Source organism: Devosia crocina, assembly GCF_900116545.1.
In the GTDB taxonomy this organism is placed as follows: Bacteria; Pseudomonadota; Alphaproteobacteria; order Rhizobiales; family Devosiaceae; genus Devosia; species Devosia crocina.
Map to the genome: position 1 here is coordinate 35,619 of NZ_FPCK01000003.1, position 16,890 is coordinate 52,508.

A 16,890-nucleotide genomic window follows, 5' to 3' on the forward strand; every position below is an offset into this window, starting at 1 on the left:
GCTTTATTGCACCGGCGTTGCAGCGGCGGGTTGCGGTGCCGGTTGTCCGCCGAACATGTTGCCGATCCCCGAGAAAAACCCGTTGACAGCTTCGCCTCGCGCCCTGATGGCAGCCTGCTCGGACGCCTGGCGGTCAGCGAGCGCCATCACATTGGACAGGGCCTGACTATCGGCAGCCTTACGTGCATCGAGCGCCGCATTCTGGATCACGGGCGGACAGGCACCCATCTCATCGAGCGGGCCGGACGCCATGGGATTGAAGACATAGCGCTGTTCACACACGTCCCAGGCGGGCGGCGCCTTGTTGATGTCAAAGAGGTCATAGCCCTCCTTGATGTTCTGCCAGAAGCTTAGATGCGGGCTCGACGCATGGGCGGCCAGGCTTGCCGAGGTCATCCGGAAGGGAAAAATCTGCACCTGGAAATTGGGATTGCCGCCCTTAAAGCTTTCCCGCGCCAGCGCATAGATCTCGGCCATGCCGGCATCGGTCATGGCATAGCATCCGACCGACTTGCAGTCGCCATGCACCATCAGGTGCGAGCCGGTACGCCCATGGGCGCGGTCGAACTTGTTGGGAAAGCCTGTATTGAAGGCAAGGAAGTAGTTCGACTTGGGATTCATCAGCCCCGGCGTAACCGTGTAGAAACCTTCGGGGCTTTGATAATCCCCTTCCTTCATCTTGGGGCCGAGTTCGCCCGAATAGGCGCAGATCGCATATGTCTTGAATAGCTTGTACTGACCCGAACTCGTCCGCTTCCAGACCTCGAGAATTTCCTCGGTCTTGAAGATGCGAATGACCATGGCCTCGCCTGGCGAGGAGCCCATGTCATGGAGCGCCTTCACCAGGGCAGGAGCAAGGGGAATGTTATGGCGATTGTCGCCACCCTTGACGAAGCCGGCACAGGCGGCAAGGCCGAAACCGACCCACACGATGATGAAAAAAGCCGCAAGGCGATGAAAGAAGCTGGCGATCACGACAAGGCCCGAACATTCCGCCCCGCGGGGCACATTGGTTAGCGCAGCTTGAAACGGCTGGGTGAACGAAGCCTTATCATGCCGCCCGTCGCATCGAAAAGCTGACGGTTTTCACGCAATGGTGTGCACGGCGAGCCATGTTGGAAGACACCGCACTCCTGCCCTGCCGCGCTACTTCCGCAAAAACCCTGGGGTCACGCCGGCGGGAAGTCTGAAGGGCGGAAGACCGAACGCGAAACTCCGCCTCATCCTTGATGGCGGAGTGAAAGGCCCCATGATCCCGCACAAGCTTCAGAAAGCAGCAGTGATGCCCGGCATGTTTCCCGGAAAAGACTAAATATTGGTCCCGATCGCGAGGAACTTCTCCCGGCGATGCTCGCGCGTTTCGAGCCGAGACTTGCCGGCGAATTCACTCAGAAAGTCCGAGATCGCGCCTCGGGTCGAATCCATCACCGAGCCATGGTGACGATGGGCGCCCCCGGTGGGTTCGGGGATGATGCCGTCGATAACGCGGAAGGAGAGGAGATCCTGGGCCGTGATCTTCTGGGCCGTCGCCATGTCCTGCGCCTTGGCGGCGTCGCGGAAGAGGATCGAAGCGCCCGCTTCGGGCGAAATTACCGAATAGATCGCGTTTTCCAGCATCAGCACGCGATTGGCCGTCGCAATGGCAATGGCGCCACCCGAGCCGCCCTCGCCGATGACGATAGCGATGTTCGGCACGCCGAGTTCGAGACCCTTTTCGGTCGAGCGGGCAATGGCTTCGGCCTGGCCGCGCTCTTCCGCACCAATGCCGGGATAAGCGCCGGCCGTGTCGACGAATGAGATCACCGGAATGTTGAAGCGGTCGGCCATGTCCATGATGCGGACGGCCTTGCGATAGCCCTCGGGATTGGCCATGCCGAAATTGTGCTTGAGGCGCGTCTCGGTGGAATTGCCCTTTTCCTGGCCCAGAATGGCGACGGACTGCCCGTTGAAGCGGCCGAAGCCGGCCTGCAGGGCGCCATCTTCACCAAACTTGCGGTCGCCGGCGAGCGGGGTCCACTCGGTGATCAGCGCATCGACATAATCGGAGAAATGTGGGCGCTGGGGGTGACGCGCCACCTGGGTCTTTTGCCAGGGGGTCAGCTTTTTGTAGATTTCCACCAGCGCTTCTTCGGCGCGGGCAGAAAGCCGGCTCACTTCCTCGTCGATGCTGACGGCCTGATCGGTCGCAGCGAGGGATTTGAGTTCGGCGATCTTGGCTTCAAGATCGGCAACCGGCTTTTCAAAATCGAGATAAGACTGCATCCCACCCGCCCGTAAGGGTCGTTGTTCTGACCCGGATTGTCATCTGGGCCACGGCTCTTGCGCCCTAAAGTGGCCGGAAAGTGGCGAGGGTTCAACGCCGAGTCAAGTTTTGCCCGCCAAATGCTTTGATTTTCTCCCGCGTTCCACAGGCTCGAACCTAGCCATTGGCAAGGGGGTGATGCGTTTCGACAAGCGTACGCAGCTTTTCGTCAAGGACATGCGTGTAGATCTGGGTCGTCGAAATATCGGAATGCCCCAAGAGCATCTGGACGACGCGCAGATCCGCCCCGCCTGCAAGCAGATGGCTGGCAAAGGCGTGACGAAGAACGTGAGGCGCAACGCGGGCTGAGGAAATACCGGCTCGCCCCGCCAGCGCCTTGAGATCGCGTCCGAAAACCTGGCGGGCCAGATGCCCGATTTCCCCCTTGGCCGGAAAGAGCCATGGTCCGGGCTCGAGCGTTGCGACCCAGGCACGGACCGCGTCGCGGGCCTTATCGTTCATGGGAACGATCCGCTCCTTCTGCCCCTTGCCGGTTACGGTGATGAAGCTGGAATCGCGCATCACCGCGGCGCGCTTGAGCGAGACCAGCTCCGAGACACGCAGCCCCGTGGCATAAAGCATTTCAAGTAAGCAATAGAGCCGGCGCGCGGCTTCCTGCTTGGCCGGGCTCGCCTCGGCATTGGCTTCCGCCTCGGCCAGCGACAAGAGCTTGTCGACCTCGGCAACCGAGAGCACCTTGGGCAGCGGCCGCCGCGTCTTGGGACTAGCCACAATGCGCGTCGGATCATCGCCGCGAAGGCCATCGGCGCACAAAAATTTGTGAAACTGCCGGATGGCGGAGAGGTGCCGCGCGCTCGAGGAAGCAGAAAGCCCCTCGTTCTTGAGCATGTCGAGATAGGCGGTGACAGTTTCGCGCGGACAATCGAGCAGGCTCTGCTTTTTGCCCGCCACAAAACCGGCATAGCTGGCGAGGTCCCGCCGGTAAGCGGCAATCGTATTGGCCGCCGCGCCCCGCTCGGCGCTCATCATTTCAAGAAAGGCGCCCACCAGGTGGCTCATTGGGCCGGCGCCTCGGCCGGCGTGCTGGTCACGTTCGGCGTCGGCAGGCCGGCAGGCCGGGTCGGAGCGGTCTCGCCCAACAACTCGCGCGTGGGAATGCGCACAGCCACTTCCTTGGGCTCGGGCTCGACAAAGGAAACCAGCGCGAACATCCCCGCATAGGCGAGGCCGCCAAGGAAAACGAGTGTGATCAAGAGGCGAAAAAGTGTCGGCATAAGCTTCCCGGTCGGCAATGGCAGCAAAACTTTGCCATAGAAAGGTTTCCGAGGGGTAGGCAAAATCGCGTTTGGCTTGACAGCGTGCATCCGGACCGGTTCAACCCCTCACAGAATTCGGAGGGCGAGTTGAGCAAAACGGACACTGGCGGGCGGTCGCAGCGCGCCAAGGCACTTGTTGAGCGCCTGGGCGATCGTCCGCTCGTGCTGGTGGGCATGATGGGGGCGGGCAAGACCACGGTCGGGCGCCGGATCGCGGCGCGTCTGGGCCGGCGGTTCCTCGACAGCGACGAAGAGATCGAAAAAGCCGCGCAAATGAGCATCCCGGAGATTTTCGCGCAGCGCGGCGAACCCGAATTTCGCGCCGGAGAAACCCGCGTCATTCAACGACTGCTAAAGGAAACCGATCTGGTCCTGGCAACCGGGGGCGGCGCTTTCGTCAACGGAGAAACACGGGCACTCGTCAAATCCGACGCAGTCTCGGTCTGGCTCAAGGCCGATCTTGATGTGCTGTTCGAGCGCGTGTCGCGCCGCTCCAACCGGCCGCTCCTGAAAACAGCCAATCCACGCCAAACACTCCAAAAACTGATCGACGACCGTTATCCCATCTATGCCGAGGCCGACGTGACCGTTCTCAGCCGCGACGTGCCGCAAGACAGCGTTGCTGCCGAAGTCATTGCAGCCGTGCTCCACCACCTTCGCTAGAGGCAGCGCCATGGCCGCGATTTCACACAAAGTTCACGTCGCTCTTGGCGAGCGTGCTTATGATATCCTGATCGGTCCGGACCTGCTGGACCATGCCGGAGCGATCCTTGCCGAGCGCTTTCCCGGCCGGCGCTTCGGCGTTGTCACCGACATCGAAGTTGAAAAGGCGCAACTGCCGCGCCTCCGCAGAAGTTTTGAAAAAGCGGGCCTTGGCTTCTCCGTCATCACAGTGCCGTCGGGCGAAAGCACCAAGAGTTGGCAGCATCTGCAAACGGTGGTGGAAGGTCTGCTTGCTGCCAAGCTCGAACGCAACGATCTCGTGATCGCGCTGGGGGGCGGGGTGATCGGCGATATCGCCGGCTTTGCCGCCTCCATCACCCGCCGCGGCATGGATTTCGTTCAGATGCCGACAACGCTTCTGGCCCAGGTCGACTCTTCTGTCGGCGGCAAGACGGGCATCAATTCGCCCCATGGCAAGAACCTCGTCGGCGCCTTCCACCAGCCCAAGCTGGTTCTGGCGGACCTGTCGACGCTCGACACCCTTTCCCAGCGCCAGTTTGCCGCCGGCTATGCCGAAGTGGTCAAGTATGGCCTAATCGACAGCCCCGACTTTTTCGAATGGCTCGAAGCGCATCAGGCTGAGATCTTTTCTGGCGGTCCGGCACGCGGGGAGGCCATCGCTCGCTGCTGCGCGCACAAGGCCCGCGTCGTCATCGAGGATGAAAAGGAAACCGGTGTTCGCGCGCTGCTCAATCTCGGCCACACCTTCGGCCATGCGCTGGAAAAGGACACCGGCTATTCCGACCGGCTCCTTCATGGTGAGGGTGTGTCGATCGGCATGGTGCTGGCCCATACTTTTTCCGCGCGCCAGGGCTTCGCGCCGGGGCAGGATGCCGGACGCATTGCCGCGCACTTGCACAAATCCGGCCTGCCTACCACATTGGCCGATATCCCAGGAACGCTGGGCTCCACCGACACGCTGATGCATGCCATCGCACAGGACAAAAAAGTCTCGCGCGGTGCGCTGACCTTCATTCTGACACGCGGCATCGGCAAGGCCTTCATCGAGAAAAACGTCGATCCTGACGCCGTCCGAACCTTTATAGAAGACATGCGCCCATGACCCTCACACTTTGGCTGACCACGGCTGGCATCGTGCTGCTGCTGGCCATGAGCTTTTTCTTTTCAGGCTCGGAAACGGCCCTGACGGCCGCCTCGCGGGCGCGCATGCACCAATTGGCACGCTCGGGCGACAAGCGCGCGATGCTGGTCGAAACGCTGACAAGCGAAAAGGAACGCCTGATCGGCGCGATCCTTCTGGGCAACAACATCGTCAACATTCTTGCCTCGACGCTGGCGGCGAGCGTTCTGATCGCCGTCTTCGGGGAGGCTGGCATCGCTTATGCAACTATCGCCATGACCGCGGCCGTCGTTATTTTTTCGGAAGTGCTGCCCAAGACTTTGGCGCTGATGCGTCCCGACGGCTTCGCGCTGGGCGTTGCACCCCTCGTGCGGATCATCGTAGTGATCTTTGCGCCCGTGACCCTTGCAGTCCAGGCCATCGTCAATTCCATCTTGCGCCTCTTCGGCCTTGATGCCAGCAATCAGACCGATATTTCCGGGCACGATGAAATCCGCGGCACGCTCGATCTTCTTCATTCCGAAGGCGGCGTCGTCAAGGATGACCGCGATATGCTCGGCGGCCTGCTTGACCTGCGCGACCTCGTCGTTAGCGACGTCATGGTTCACCGCACGCAGATGACTTCGCTTGACATCAATCTGCCGGTCGAAGAGTTCGTCAACGCGGTGCTTGAAAGCGCCTATACGCGCATTCCGCTCTACAACGACAATCCCGACGATATCGTGGGCATTCTGCACAGCAAGGATATGCTGCGCGCCGTGATGGCCGCCAAGGGCGATCTCACTCAGGTCAATGTGCGCGACCTGATCAACAAGCCCTGGTACATCCCGGAATCGACCCGCGTTCAGGATCAGCTGGCGAGCTTTCTCAAGGGCAAGTCGCACATGGCCTTGGTGCTCGACGAATATGGAGACCTCGAGGGTCTCGTAACGCTCGAGGACATCATCGAAGAAATCGTGGGCGACATCTCGGACGAACACGACGAGCCCGACGATGTCTCAGTCAGCGGCATCAACGCCCAGGCTGATGGCAGCTATATCGTAGATGCCAGTATCCCCATACGCGACATCAACCGCGCCCTCGACTGGAACCTGCCCGACGATCATGCCAACACGGTTGCCGGCATCGTGATCAATGCCGCCAAGATCATCCCCCAGCCAGGCGCTACCATTTCGGCGCATGGCTTCACCTTCCTGGTTCTGGAGCGCGATCGTCAGCGCGTCGCCAAGGTCAAGATTTCGGCTCAGCCGGAATAGCGGGCAAAACCTCGATATTGAGCGCATGGACGCGGTCCTTGAGCTCTTGATCCAGCACTTGAAAAATCGCGCGGTGTTGCGCCACGCGGCTCAAACCGTCAAGATTGCGGGTCGCGATTCTGACCCGGAAATGGGTCTCGCCCCCTTCGCGCCAGCCGGCATGGCCTCGATGCTTGTTCGATTCATCGATCACTTCGAGGCTAAGGGGCGAGAACTGCGCGGTAAGCTTTGCTATGATCGTGTCCCTTATGGTCATGGACAGGCTCCGTTCTAAGACTAATGGCTTTCACCTAGGTGCTATGAAACAGCAATCCAAGATATTTGATTCCATCCGCATCAGGCCGCGCCGGGAAGAAAAGCCCGAGCCAGCAGAATTCGTCTGCGAGTGGGAAGGCTGCGAAGAGGCCGGCGAGTTCCGTGCGCCCAAAGGCGCGCGCAGCAGCGGCGAATACCATCACTTCTGCCTCGAACACGTCCGCCACTACAACAAGGCGTTCAATTTCTTCGCCGGCATGAGCCCCGAGGAACTGGACGAGGCGCTTCATACCCCGCCCCAGGCGGAGTCGCGCTCGAGCTTTGCCACCGGCAATCCGCAGAACGCCCGCGCAGCCGGGCGCCAGGCGAGCACCCGCCCGGGCGACAAATATGGCGACCCGTTCGGCGTTTTCGCCCGCTATCGCTATCAGCAGAGCAAGCGCCCCGCGACCGAGCGGGTCAAGCCGCTCAACGAAAACGATCGCCGTGCCCTCGAGGCACTGGGCTTTTCCAAGCATGCCAAGTCCGACGAGATCAAGGCCGCCTACAAGAACCTGGTCAAGATCCACCACCCCGACGTCAATGGCGGCGACCGATCTTCGGAAGAAAAGCTGCGCACCATCATTGCGGCCTATTCTCACCTCAAGAAAATGGGCTTTGTCGTCCGCTAGGCCACCCTCATCGCTATGAGACTTTGGCTATCAGCACTCTTGCAATGCTGCTATAGAGCCGGGGGCGAATGCGCCTCCTGCCTTCACGAAAAATCCTTGATCCACGAGCCCTTGCCATGACCGAGTTCACCAATCTGCCCGACACCGAATATAAGGCCCGCGACCTTTTCGGCATCGATACCGATATGGTGGTCAAGGGTTACGGGGAGCGCACCGATCACGTGCCGCCGATCGATCCGGACTATCTTTTCGACCGCAACACCACGCTTGCGATCCTCGCAGGCTTTGCCTTCAATCGCCGCGTCATGGTCCAGGGCTATCACGGCACCGGCAAGTCGACCCATATCGAGCAGGTCGCGGCCCGCCTCAACTGGCCTTTGGTCCGCGTTAATCTCGACAGCCACGTGAGCCGGATCGACCTCGTCGGCAAGGATGCCATCGTTCTCAAGGACGGCAAGCAGATCACCGAATTCCGCGACGGCATCCTGCCCTGGGCCGTGCAGAACAATGTCGCCCTCGTTTTCGACGAATATGACGCCGGTCGCCCCGACGTGATGTTCGTGATCCAGCGCGTGCTCGAACAGTCGGGCCGCCTGACCCTCCTCGACCAGAACCGCGTGATCGTGCCCCACCCGGCCTTCCGCCTGTTCTCGACCACCAACACCATCGGCCTTGGCGACACGTCGGGCCTCTACCATGGCACCCAGCAGATCAACCAGGGCCAGATGGACCGCTGGAGCCTTGTGACGACGCTCAATTACCTGCCCCACGACAAGGAAGTCGGCATAGTTCTCGCCAAGAACAAAGCCTTTACCGAAACCGACAAGGGCAAGAAGATCGTCTCCAACATGGTGCGCCTTGCCGATCTGACGCGCTCGGCCTTCATCAATGGCGACCTCTCGACCGTCATGAGCCCCCGTTCGGTCATCACCTGGGGCGAGAACACGCAGATTTTCGGCGGCGATGTCGGCTTTGCGTTCCGCCTCACCTTCCTCAACAAATGCGACGAACTCGAGCGCCCCGTGGTCGCCGAATTCTACCAGCGTGTGTTTGGTGAAGACCTGCCCGAATCCTCGGCGAACCTGGCCGTGACGGCTTAACAAAAGGCCCCTCACCCGCCGCTTTGCGGCGACCTCTCCCCTATTGGGAGCGGTGGGAGTAAAACAAAGTCGCGCAGCGACACCTCTCCCTCTAGGGGAGAGGTCGGCCCGCAGGGCCGGGTGAGGGGGCCTTCCTTGCAACACGGACCAGTCGAGCCATGGCCCAGAACATCTATGATGATGCGGCCTTCTTCGAAGGCTATAGCCAGATCTCCCGCTCGCGGCTGGGCCTTGCCGGCGCGCCTGAATGGTCCGATGTCGAGGCTATGCTCCCGGACCTTGATGGCTTGAGCGTTCTCGATCTCGGCTGCGGCTTCGGCGCCTTTCCCCGCTATGCAATCGAGCGGGGTGCCGCCCGTGTCCATGGCGTTGATCTCTCGCAAAACATGCTGCGCGTCGCCCGCGAGCGCTCGGGCACCATGCCCATTACGTTTGAACAGGCCAACCTTGAGACCTACGAGCCGGAAGCCGGCGCGTTCGATCTCGTCTATTCAGCGTTGGCGATCCACTATCTTGCCGATTTTGATCGTTTCTGCGCCATGGTGGTCCGTGCCCTCGGCCCCGGCGGCGGCAACCTCGTCATAACCACCGAGCACCCGATCTGGGCCGCCCGCGCCGAACCCGATTTTCGAACCGACCCGGATGGTACACGCGTCTTCGCCATCACCGACTATGGTGTCGAGGGACAACGGACTTCGAACTGGATCACCGACGGCATCGTCAAGTATCATCGCAAGCTCTCGACCCTGATCATGACCATGCACCGCCATGGCCTGATGCTCAGAGCGATCGAGGAGTGGACGGCCACGGGTGAGCGCATTGCGCAAAATCCAGCCTTGATCGACGAAAAGACCCGTCCGCAACTTCTTCTGATGGCGGCGCATCGCGCTCCTGAGACCGACCGGAACTGACCATGGCACAGCCCCCGCGCAGCAAGCCCAACAAGCCCGACCAGACCCTGGCCTTCAAGACGGCCATGGGCGCGACGGTCCGTGCCATCGGTGCCAAGCCCGAGCTGGAGGTGACCTTCACCGCCGACCGGCCGCTTCTGACCTCCGACAAGGCGCGCATCGCCAACCTGCCGCGCCTGCCCACCAAGCGCGACATCGCCATCGCCCGTGGCCAGGGCGACGCCATGGCGATGCGTCTTGCAAGCCATAACCCTGAATCCCATCGCAAGCGCGCCCCCATGGATCCGCAGGCCCGTGCGGCCTTTGACGCGCTCGAGCAGGCGCGAGTCGAGTCACTTGGCGTCATCCGCATGCCCGGCATGAGCGGCAATATCCACGAAATGCTGGAAGACCGGCTGTTCCGCGCCAATTTCGCCGAAGTCGACGATAAGGCAGACGCGCCGCTCGCCGAGGCGCTGGGGCTGATGCTGCGCGAAAAGCTCGCCGGTGTGCCGGTTCCGCCCTCGGGCCACGCGCTTGTCGACCTCTGGCGCAAGGAGATAGAAACAAAGGCCGCGCCCTCGATCGAAAAGCTCCTCGCCACCTATGAGGACCAGGAGGAATTCTCAAAGGCGGTGCGCGCCGTCCTGCGCGATCTCAACCTGATCGCCGAAAGCGACATGGATGATCCCGACGCTTCCGATGAAGACGAAGCCAATGATAGCCAGCCCGAACAGGCGCAGGGCTCGGATCAATCACCCGAACAGGGTGAAGGCGAAAACGAGCAGTCCGAGGCCGAAGACGACCAGCAGGCCGGGGAAAGCGAAGAAACCGGCGATGTCGAAGGCATGGAAGCCGATATGGCCGACACCGACGATGATGCGGAAGCCGAGGCAGGCGAAGACGCACCCATGCCCCCGCCCGCAAAGGATGGCGGCGAGCGGCTTTCCAATCAGTTCAACTACAAGGTCTTCACCACAAAGTTCGACGAAATCGTCAAGGCCGCCGAACTCTGCCCGCCCGACGAACTCGACCAATTGCGGACCCTGCTCGACAAGCAGCTCGAAAATCTGGCCGGCGCCGTCGCGCGGCTTGCCAACAAGCTGCAGCGCCGCCTGATGGCCAAGCAGAACCGGAGCTGGCAGTTCGATCTCGAAGAAGGGCTCCTCGACACTGCGCGCCTGACCCGGGTCGTCACCGATCCGCTGCAGGCGCTGAGCTTCAAGGTCGAGAACGACACCGATTTCCGCGATACGGTCGTTACGCTTCTTATAGACAATTCCGGCTCCATGCGCGGCCGGCCGATCACCATTGCAGCCATTTGCGGGGACATCCTGGCGCGTACGCTGGAGCGCTGCGGCGTCAAGGTCGAAATCCTCGGCTTCACCACTCGCGCCTGGAAGGGCGGCAAGTCGCGCGAAGCGTGGTTGGAAGCCAATCGCCCGCCCAATCCAGGCCGCGTCAACGATGTCCGCCACATCGTCTACAAGGCTGCTGACGAGCCTTGGCGCCATGCGCGGCGCAATCTCGGGCTGATGATGCGCGAGGGCCTCTTGAAGGAGAATATCGACGGCGAAGCGCTCGAATGGGCGCGCAAGCGCCTGATGGCCCGCCCCGAGCAGCGCCGCATCCTCATGGTGATTTCCGACGGCGCGCCGGTCGATGATTCCACGCAATCGGTCAATGCCGGCAACTATCTCGAGGCGCATTTGCGCCAGGTCATCGAGGATATCGAAACCCGTTCGCCCATTCAGCTGGTTGCTGTTGGTATCGGCCACGACGTGACGCGCTATTATCGTCGTGCCGTGACCCTGCTCGATGCTGAGGAATTGGCGGGCGCCTTGACCGACGAACTCGCTGCTCTGTTCGACGAGGAATTGCCCGCCCAGGCCAGGCGCCGCGGCCGCTGATGGCCTCGCGCTGGGCTGCCGGCCTCCTCTGTGTCGCACTTGTGGCCCAGCCGGCCGCAGCCATCGACGTGACGGTCAGCGCAGCCCAGGTGACGCGCTTCAAGGGCGTCGACGTCGACGGACAGGTCGACAAATTGATATTTCGCGGCGGCCTGACGCTGCAAGCGCAGAACGACATGTTCGGCGGGCTGTCGAGCATCACCGTCACCGGACCCAACCAGTCGATCGCCCTTGTTACCGATCGCGGCCAGTTCGTCTCGGGCAAACTCGCCTATGATGAGGCCGATCGGCTCCTAAGCCTGATCGGCGTCACCATGGAGCCGATACAAAATTCGGGTGGGCAACCCCTGCCCCGTCAGTATGCGCGCGATGCCGAAGGCATGGACACCATCTACCGCGAAGGCGTACCGACCGCGGTGCGTGTCAGCTTCGAGAACCTCACGCGTGTCGCCGATTTCGCCATCACCGATGGACGCCCCGGCGGCCCGGCCCGTGAGATCGCCATCCCGCAATGGCTCACAGACCTGCGGACCAATCGCTCGCTTGAATCGATCTGCATCGCCCCTCCGGCCTCACCCATCGCCGGCTCGACGCTGCTTTTGACCGAAGAAGCGCTCGACGAGAACGGCAACCATCGCGGCCACTTTCTCGGCAACGCGGACAAGGGCCCGGTGACGTACGTCAATTCGCCCATAGTCAATCCGACCGACTGCGCCTTCCTGCCCAATGGTGACCTGCTGGTGCTCGAACGCGGTGTGGCTCTCTTCAGCTTCGTGATGAACCTGCGGCGCGTTCCGGCCGCCGAGGTGCGCCCCGGCAATTTGATGCGTGGGGAGTTGCTGCTCTCGGCCGAAGGCGGGGAGATCGACAACATGGAATCGCTGATGGTGCACACGAGCCCTGGTGGCGAAACCCGCATCCTCATCGGCTCGGACAACAATTTCAACGACTGGCAGCGCCAGATGCTGCTTGAGTTTGCGCTGCTGGATTAATACTTCGGCCACCCCCGCACTCCCCTCGCCCCTGTGGGAGAGGGACAGCAATTCTGCGTCCAGCAGGATTGCAGGGTGAGGGGTTATCTCCACACGCGCTGCGGCAGGTGAAAGCGCCATAACCCTAATCCCCCCTTCGGGCACCTTCTCCCGCCAGGGGAGCAGGAAATGCGGTGGTTGGGAAAGACCCCAACAAAAAAAGGGCTCCGGAAATCCCGGAGCCCAGAAACTTAAAATCAAATAAAAGCCCCGTGGCAGTGCTTGACCTTCTTGCCCGACCCGCAGGGGCATGGCGCATTGCGCGACAGACCCACGAGCAGCTTGGGATCGAGCGGGGGCAGCGCGCCAAGGTCGGAATCATCGCCCACCGCATCGTTTTCGCCGGTCTGCGGATCGATATGGGTGGTTTCGAGCGCCGCGGTGTCGATTGCCGGAGGCGGCTCGGGCTGGCGCATCTGGATTTCGATATGGCTCATCTGGGTCGTAACGAGTTCGCGCAGATTGGCCAGCAGGCTTTGGAAGAGCTCATAGGCTTCCTGCTTGTATTCGTTGAGCGGATCGCGCTGGGCGATGCCGCGCCAGCCGACGACCTTGGAGAGATGGTCGAGCATGACCAGATGCTCGCGCCAGAGCCCGTCAATCGACTGCAGCAGGATCGACTTTTCGACTTGGCGCATGACCTCGGGGCCGTATTTCGCGGCCTTATCTGAGACGACAGCGTCCGCTGCCTCGCGAATGCGGGTTTCAACCGTTTCCGCGTCAATGCCCTCCTCCTGGGCCCAGGCGCTCACCGGCACAGTGACATTGAGATAGGTCTTGGCAGCAGTTTCCAGCTGTTCGCTGTTCCACTGTTCGGGATAGGCGCGCGGCGGAATGGCCTTGGAGACGATGTTGTCGACCACATCGTGACGCATCTCGGTGATGGTCTCGCTGACATCCTCGGCATCCATGAATTCGAGACGCTGCTCGAAAATCACCTTGCGCTGATCGTTCATCACGTCGTCATACTTAAGGATGTTCTTGCGGATGTCGAAGTTGCGCGCCTCGACCTTGCCCTGGGCGCGTTCGATCGCTTTTGTGACCCAGGGGTGGGTGATGCTTTCGCCCTGCTCGAGGCCGAGCTTGCCCAGCATGGAATCCATGGATTCCACCGGGAAGATGCGCATCAGGTCGTCCTGCAGGGACAGGAAGAATTTCGAGTGCCCAGGGTCGCCCTGGCGACCGGAACGGCCACGCAGCTGGTTGTCGATGCGGCGCGATTCATGCCGCTCGGTGCCGATCACCATCAGGCCACCGGCCGCGAGCGCCTTTTGCTTTTCGTCGGCGATCTTGGCCTTGATCTCGGCAATCTTGGCCTCGCGCGCCTCGCCTTCAAGGTCCTTGGCTTCGCGCTCAATGCGCATTTCAAGGTTGCCACCGAGCTGAATGTCGGTGCCGCGGCCAGCCATGTTGGTGGCGATGGTGATCGCGCCCGGCAAGCCCGCATCGGCTACGATAAAGGCTTCCTGCTCGTGGTGACGCGCATTGAGCACGTTCATCTGCCCAACGTTCTTGGTGCGCAGGATATCGGCCAGCATTTCCGATTTTTCGATCGAGGTCGTGCCCACGAGCACTGGCTGGCCCCGCTCCTGGCATTCCTTGATCAGCTCGGCAATGGCATCGAACTTTTCCGCCGCCGTGCGATAGATCGCGTCGTCCTCGTCGATACGCTGGATCGGCAGGTTGGTGGGGATGGTGACCACGCCCAGGTTATAGATGTCGGCGAATTCTTCCGCTTCGGTCGCCGCCGTACCGGTCATGCCCGCCAGCTTCTTGTAAAGGCGGAAATAGTTCTGGAAGGTGATCGAGGCCAGCGTCTGGTTCTCAGACTGGATCTTGACGTTTTCTTTGGCTTCAAGGGCCTGGTGCAGGCCTTCCGAATACCGGCGGCCCGGCATCATGCGGCCCGAGAATTCGTCGATGATCACAACTTCCCCGCCTTGCGGGGTGTCGCGCACGATATAGTCCTTGTCGCGGCGGAAGAGCTTATGCGCCCGGAGGGCCGAATTGGCGTGGTGCACCAGTGCGACGTTTTCCACGTCATACATGGAGGCACTCTTGAGCAGCCCCGCTTCGGCAAGCGCCGCTTCAAGCTTTTCGACGCCCTGGTCGGTAAAGGTCGCGGCGCGATGCTTTTCATCGAGCTCGAAATCGCCTTCTCCGATGATGGGCATAAGGGCGTTGATCTTGATGTAGAGTTCGGACCGATCCTCGGACGGGCCCGAAATGATCAGCGGCGTGCGCGCTTCATCGACAAGGATCGAGTCCACTTCGTCGACGATCGCATAGGCATGGCCACGCTGGACCATCTGGGTGCGCGCATACTTCATGTTATCGCGCAGATAGTCGAAGCCGAATTCGTTGTTGGTGCCGTAAGTGATGTCAGCAGCATAGCTTGCGCGGCGCTCCTGGTCTGACAAGCCATGAACAATGATGCCGGTCGAAAGCCCGAGGAAGTTGTAGATCTGGCCCATCCAGCTCGCATCGCGCCGCGCCAGATAGTCGTTGACCGTGACCACGTGAACGCCATTGCCGGTCAGGGCATTGAGATAGACGGCCAGTGTTGCCACCAGCGTCTTGCCTTCACCGGTGCGCATTTCGGCAATGGCGCGATCGTTGAGCACCATGCCCCCGATCAGCTGCACGTCGAAGTGGCGCATGCCGAGTACGCGCTTGCTGGCCTCGCGCACGGTGGCAAAGGCAGGGACGAGAATGTCGTCCACCGTTGCACCCTTTTCGATCTGCGCCTTGAACTCGGCCGTACGGGCCCTGAGTTCGTCGTCGGTCAGCTTGGCCAGTTCGGGCTCGAGCGCGTTAATCGCTGCCACCTTGCCCTGATAGCGCTTGACCTGTCGGTCAGACGGCGACCCGAAAATTTTCCGGGCGAGCGCAGCAAGAGCCATTCGTTATCTTCCTTCAATTTCGACTTCGCGGCGAAGGGGGCGGGCGGCTTGCCTTGCGGGCGCCCACGGCCCCGTCTCGCCTCGTCACAACTGTTGGGAAGGCCTGTTGGCTCCCCGTGTGGATTGATCGGTGGAGAACAGGCGGGATCATGCCCGGCTCCACGCTTTGAAAAGCGGCTGAGATGTAAGAGTGGGGTCATGTCTTGTCAATGTGGGCGAAATGGGCGACACCTTGCCGGCCGGGCGCCGGGCGCCTCCCCTTCACCCATTGCGGAGTGCCGGAAACTGGCACAATTTGGCCCCCTTGTTGTGTGAGGCAACGTCCCACCGACAGCGGGCGACCCCACGCCCGATAGACAATCCGGTCGTTTCCGGCCGGCCAAGGAGATCCAGGACGCTCATGAAGACCCTTTCCTCGCCCCTGCTGCGCAGCCTTTGCCTTGCCGCCCTGCTTGTTGCCGCCCCGGCGGCCGGTGCTTTTGCCCAGGAGGCCGCTGCGCCCGAGGCGACGACCACCACCGCGGAGACGGCTCCCGATACGGTTGTCGCAACCGTCAGCGGCGAACCGATCACCGAGGCCGATCTCAGCTTTGCCGCCGAGGACCTGGCCCAGGATCTGGCGCAGATGCCGGCCGAAGAACGCCGCGCCTTTCTTTTGCGCGTCCTGATCGACATGAAGGTGATGGCCGGTGCGGCGCGCGAGGCCGGCATGGACCAGACCGAGCTTTTCGCCCAGCGCCGCAACTACCTTGAGGAACGCGCCCTGCGCCGCGCCTATTTCGCCGACGAGATCGCCGCCCAGGTGACCGAGGAAGCGGTCCGCGCCGAATATGACGCGTTTGCAGGCCAGTTCCAGCCGACCGAGGAAATTCGCGCCAGCCATATTCTGGTCGAGACCAAGGAAGAAGCCGACGCCATCGAGGCGGAACTGACCGCTGGCGGCGATTTCGCTGCCATCGCGGGTGAAAAGTCCATCGACCCCGGTTCAGGCGCGAATGGTGGTGATCTCGGCTTTTTCGGCCAGGGCATGATGGTGCCCGAGTTTGAAACCGCTGCCTTCGCCCTTGCCAATCCCGGCGACGTCTCCGAGCCGGTCCAGTCCCAGTTCGGCTGGCATATCATCAAGCTCGAGGAAAAGCGCATGAGCCAGCCGCCTGCCTTCGAGCAGGTTGCGCCGCAGGTTCAGCAGCAGGTTCTGATGCGTGCCTTCAACGACCGGGTCGAAGAGCTGATGTCCAACGTCACCATCGAAGTGGAAGATCCTGACCTCAAGGCGACGCTCGATGCGCAGGACGCCGCCCAGGCTGCAGCGCGCGAGGCTGCCGAAAGCGGCGCCGCGCAGCAGTAATCTTCCCGGACTTCAGAAGACATTCAGCCATCCGGTTCCGCCGGGTGGCTTTTTCGTGTCGGCAAGCGTGCGCCACCGCTACGCTGCCTCTGTTTCTGCCCGCCCAGACGAACCGTGCCTGTCCAATGCCGACTAACACAGGT

15 protein-coding genes are annotated in these 16,890 nt (G+C 61.6%); 9 read left to right on the plus strand and 6 right to left on the minus strand.

Going from position 1 to position 16,890, the window contains the following annotated elements:
* Window positions 1-3: 3 nt before the first annotated feature.
* The 4 genes from BM364_RS18530 to BM364_RS18885 all read right to left on the minus strand — a co-directional run bounded on the left by BM364_RS18530 (window position 4) and on the right by BM364_RS18885 (window position 3,537).
* Window positions 4-975, minus strand: coding sequence for a L,D-transpeptidase family protein (locus BM364_RS18530; protein ID WP_175528607.1), 972 nt, complete (start codon window positions 973-975; stop codon window positions 4-6).
* 333 nt (window positions 976-1,308) lie between these two features.
* The gene (locus tag BM364_RS13280) at window positions 1,309-2,262 is read right to left on the minus strand and encodes an acetyl-CoA carboxylase carboxyltransferase subunit alpha (RefSeq protein ID WP_092425429.1); all 954 of its coding nucleotides are present in this window, start codon (window positions 2,260-2,262) and stop codon (window positions 1,309-1,311) included.
* 157 nt (window positions 2,263-2,419) lie between these two features.
* Window positions 2,420-3,322, minus strand: a complete 903-nt coding sequence (locus tag BM364_RS13285; RefSeq protein ID WP_092425430.1) for a site-specific tyrosine recombinase XerD — start codon at window positions 3,320-3,322, stop codon at window positions 2,420-2,422.
* Window positions 3,319-3,537 carry a hypothetical protein gene (locus BM364_RS18885; RefSeq protein WP_425284894.1) on the minus strand — a complete coding sequence of 73 codons (219 nt, stop codon included), beginning with the start codon at window positions 3,535-3,537 and terminating at the stop codon, window positions 3,319-3,321. Before BM364_RS18885 ends, BM364_RS13285 begins: the two co-directional genes overlap by 4 nt.
* Before the next feature lie 129 nt (window positions 3,538-3,666).
* Here BM364_RS18885 and BM364_RS13295 point away from each other — a divergent pair, with 129 nt between their 5' ends.
* From BM364_RS13295 to BM364_RS13305, 3 genes are read left to right on the plus strand one after another with little or no spacing between them, the layout of a single operon-like run.
* On the plus strand, window positions 3,667-4,242 hold the full coding sequence (locus BM364_RS13295; RefSeq protein ID WP_092426327.1) for a shikimate kinase: 576 nt from the start codon (window positions 3,667-3,669) through the stop codon (window positions 4,240-4,242).
* 10 nt (window positions 4,243-4,252) lie between these two features.
* A complete protein-coding gene (gene aroB / locus BM364_RS13300; RefSeq protein WP_092425432.1) occupies window positions 4,253-5,365 on the plus strand; it encodes a 3-dehydroquinate synthase in 1,113 nt (370 codons plus the stop codon).
* A complete protein-coding gene (locus BM364_RS13305; RefSeq protein ID WP_092425434.1) occupies window positions 5,362-6,639 on the plus strand; it encodes an HlyC/CorC family transporter in 1,278 nt (425 codons plus the stop codon). The genes aroB and BM364_RS13305 overlap by 4 nt, the downstream gene beginning before the upstream one ends.
* On the opposite strand, the gene BM364_RS13310 is transcribed toward BM364_RS13305, so the two are convergent.
* Entirely contained in the window at window positions 6,614-6,895 is a 282-nt protein-coding gene (locus BM364_RS13310; RefSeq protein WP_092426328.1) for a BolA family protein, read from the minus strand. The genes BM364_RS13305 and BM364_RS13310 overlap by 26 nt on opposite strands.
* A 43-nt stretch (window positions 6,896-6,938) precedes the next feature.
* Here BM364_RS13310 and BM364_RS13315 point away from each other — a divergent pair, with 43 nt between their 5' ends.
* From BM364_RS13315 to BM364_RS13335, 5 genes are all read left to right on the plus strand, one after another.
* Complete coding sequence (locus BM364_RS13315) at window positions 6,939-7,565, plus strand: J domain-containing protein (protein WP_175528608.1); 627 nt, start codon at window positions 6,939-6,941, stop codon at window positions 7,563-7,565.
* A 116-nt stretch (window positions 7,566-7,681) separates the two neighbouring features.
* Window positions 7,682-8,665: a cobaltochelatase subunit CobS gene (cobS, locus tag BM364_RS13320; protein ID WP_092425438.1), complete on the plus strand. Its 984-nt coding sequence runs from the start codon at window positions 7,682-7,684 to the stop codon at window positions 8,663-8,665.
* 158 nt (window positions 8,666-8,823) lie between these two features.
* Window positions 8,824-9,576: a class I SAM-dependent methyltransferase gene (locus tag BM364_RS13325; RefSeq protein ID WP_092425439.1), complete on the plus strand. Its 753-nt coding sequence runs from the start codon at window positions 8,824-8,826 to the stop codon at window positions 9,574-9,576.
* A 2-nt stretch (window positions 9,577-9,578) separates the two neighbouring features.
* Window positions 9,579-11,465 (plus strand): cobaltochelatase subunit CobT, encoded by a 1,887-nt coding sequence (cobT, locus tag BM364_RS13330; protein ID WP_092425441.1) that lies wholly within the window; start codon window positions 9,579-9,581, stop codon window positions 11,463-11,465.
* Window positions 11,465-12,457 (plus strand): esterase-like activity of phytase family protein, encoded by a 993-nt coding sequence (locus BM364_RS13335; protein WP_092425442.1) that lies wholly within the window; start codon window positions 11,465-11,467, stop codon window positions 12,455-12,457. Before cobT ends, BM364_RS13335 begins: the two co-directional genes overlap by 1 nt.
* 236 nt (window positions 12,458-12,693) lie before the next feature.
* Here BM364_RS13335 and secA read toward each other — a convergent pair whose 3' ends face one another.
* Window positions 12,694-15,399: a preprotein translocase subunit SecA gene (gene secA, locus BM364_RS13340; RefSeq protein WP_092425444.1), complete on the minus strand. Its 2,706-nt coding sequence runs from the start codon at window positions 15,397-15,399 to the stop codon at window positions 12,694-12,696.
* Window positions 15,400-15,799: 400 nt separating this feature from the next.
* Between secA and BM364_RS13345 the strand changes: the two genes are divergently transcribed.
* Window positions 15,800-16,747, plus strand: a complete 948-nt coding sequence (locus BM364_RS13345; RefSeq protein WP_092425446.1) for a peptidylprolyl isomerase — start codon at window positions 15,800-15,802, stop codon at window positions 16,745-16,747.
* Window positions 16,748-16,890 lie beyond the last annotated feature (143 nt).

Bases quoted from the DNA above. Each gene is read 5' to 3' on its own strand.
- BM364_RS13315 (WP_175528608.1), top strand. From the start codon at position 6,939: ATGAAACAGCAATCCAAGATATTTGATTCCATCCGCATCAGGCCGCGC.
- BM364_RS18885 (WP_425284894.1), bottom strand. From the start codon at position 3,537: ATGCCGACACTTTTTCGCCTCTTGATCACACTCGTTTTCCTTGGCGGC.
- secA (WP_092425444.1), bottom strand. From the start codon at position 15,399: ATGGCTCTTGCTGCGCTCGCCCGGAAAATTTTCGGGTCGCCGTCTGAC.
- BM364_RS13325 (WP_092425439.1), top strand. From the start codon at position 8,824: ATGGCCCAGAACATCTATGATGATGCGGCCTTCTTCGAAGGCTATAGC.
- BM364_RS13310 (WP_092426328.1), bottom strand. From the start codon at position 6,895: ATGACCATAAGGGACACGATCATAGCAAAGCTTACCGCGCAGTTCTCG.
- BM364_RS13280 (WP_092425429.1), bottom strand. From the start codon at position 2,262: ATGCAGTCTTATCTCGATTTTGAAAAGCCGGTTGCCGATCTTGAAGCC.
- aroB (WP_092425432.1), top strand. From the start codon at position 4,253: ATGGCCGCGATTTCACACAAAGTTCACGTCGCTCTTGGCGAGCGTGCT.
- BM364_RS13285 (WP_092425430.1), bottom strand. From the start codon at position 3,322: ATGAGCCACCTGGTGGGCGCCTTTCTTGAAATGATGAGCGCCGAGCGG.
- BM364_RS13305 (WP_092425434.1), top strand. From the start codon at position 5,362: ATGACCCTCACACTTTGGCTGACCACGGCTGGCATCGTGCTGCTGCTG.
- BM364_RS13335 (WP_092425442.1), top strand. From the start codon at position 11,465: ATGGCCTCGCGCTGGGCTGCCGGCCTCCTCTGTGTCGCACTTGTGGCC.
- cobT (WP_092425441.1), top strand. From the start codon at position 9,579: ATGGCACAGCCCCCGCGCAGCAAGCCCAACAAGCCCGACCAGACCCTG.
- cobS (WP_092425438.1), top strand. From the start codon at position 7,682: ATGACCGAGTTCACCAATCTGCCCGACACCGAATATAAGGCCCGCGAC.
- BM364_RS13345 (WP_092425446.1), top strand. From the start codon at position 15,800: ATGAAGACCCTTTCCTCGCCCCTGCTGCGCAGCCTTTGCCTTGCCGCC.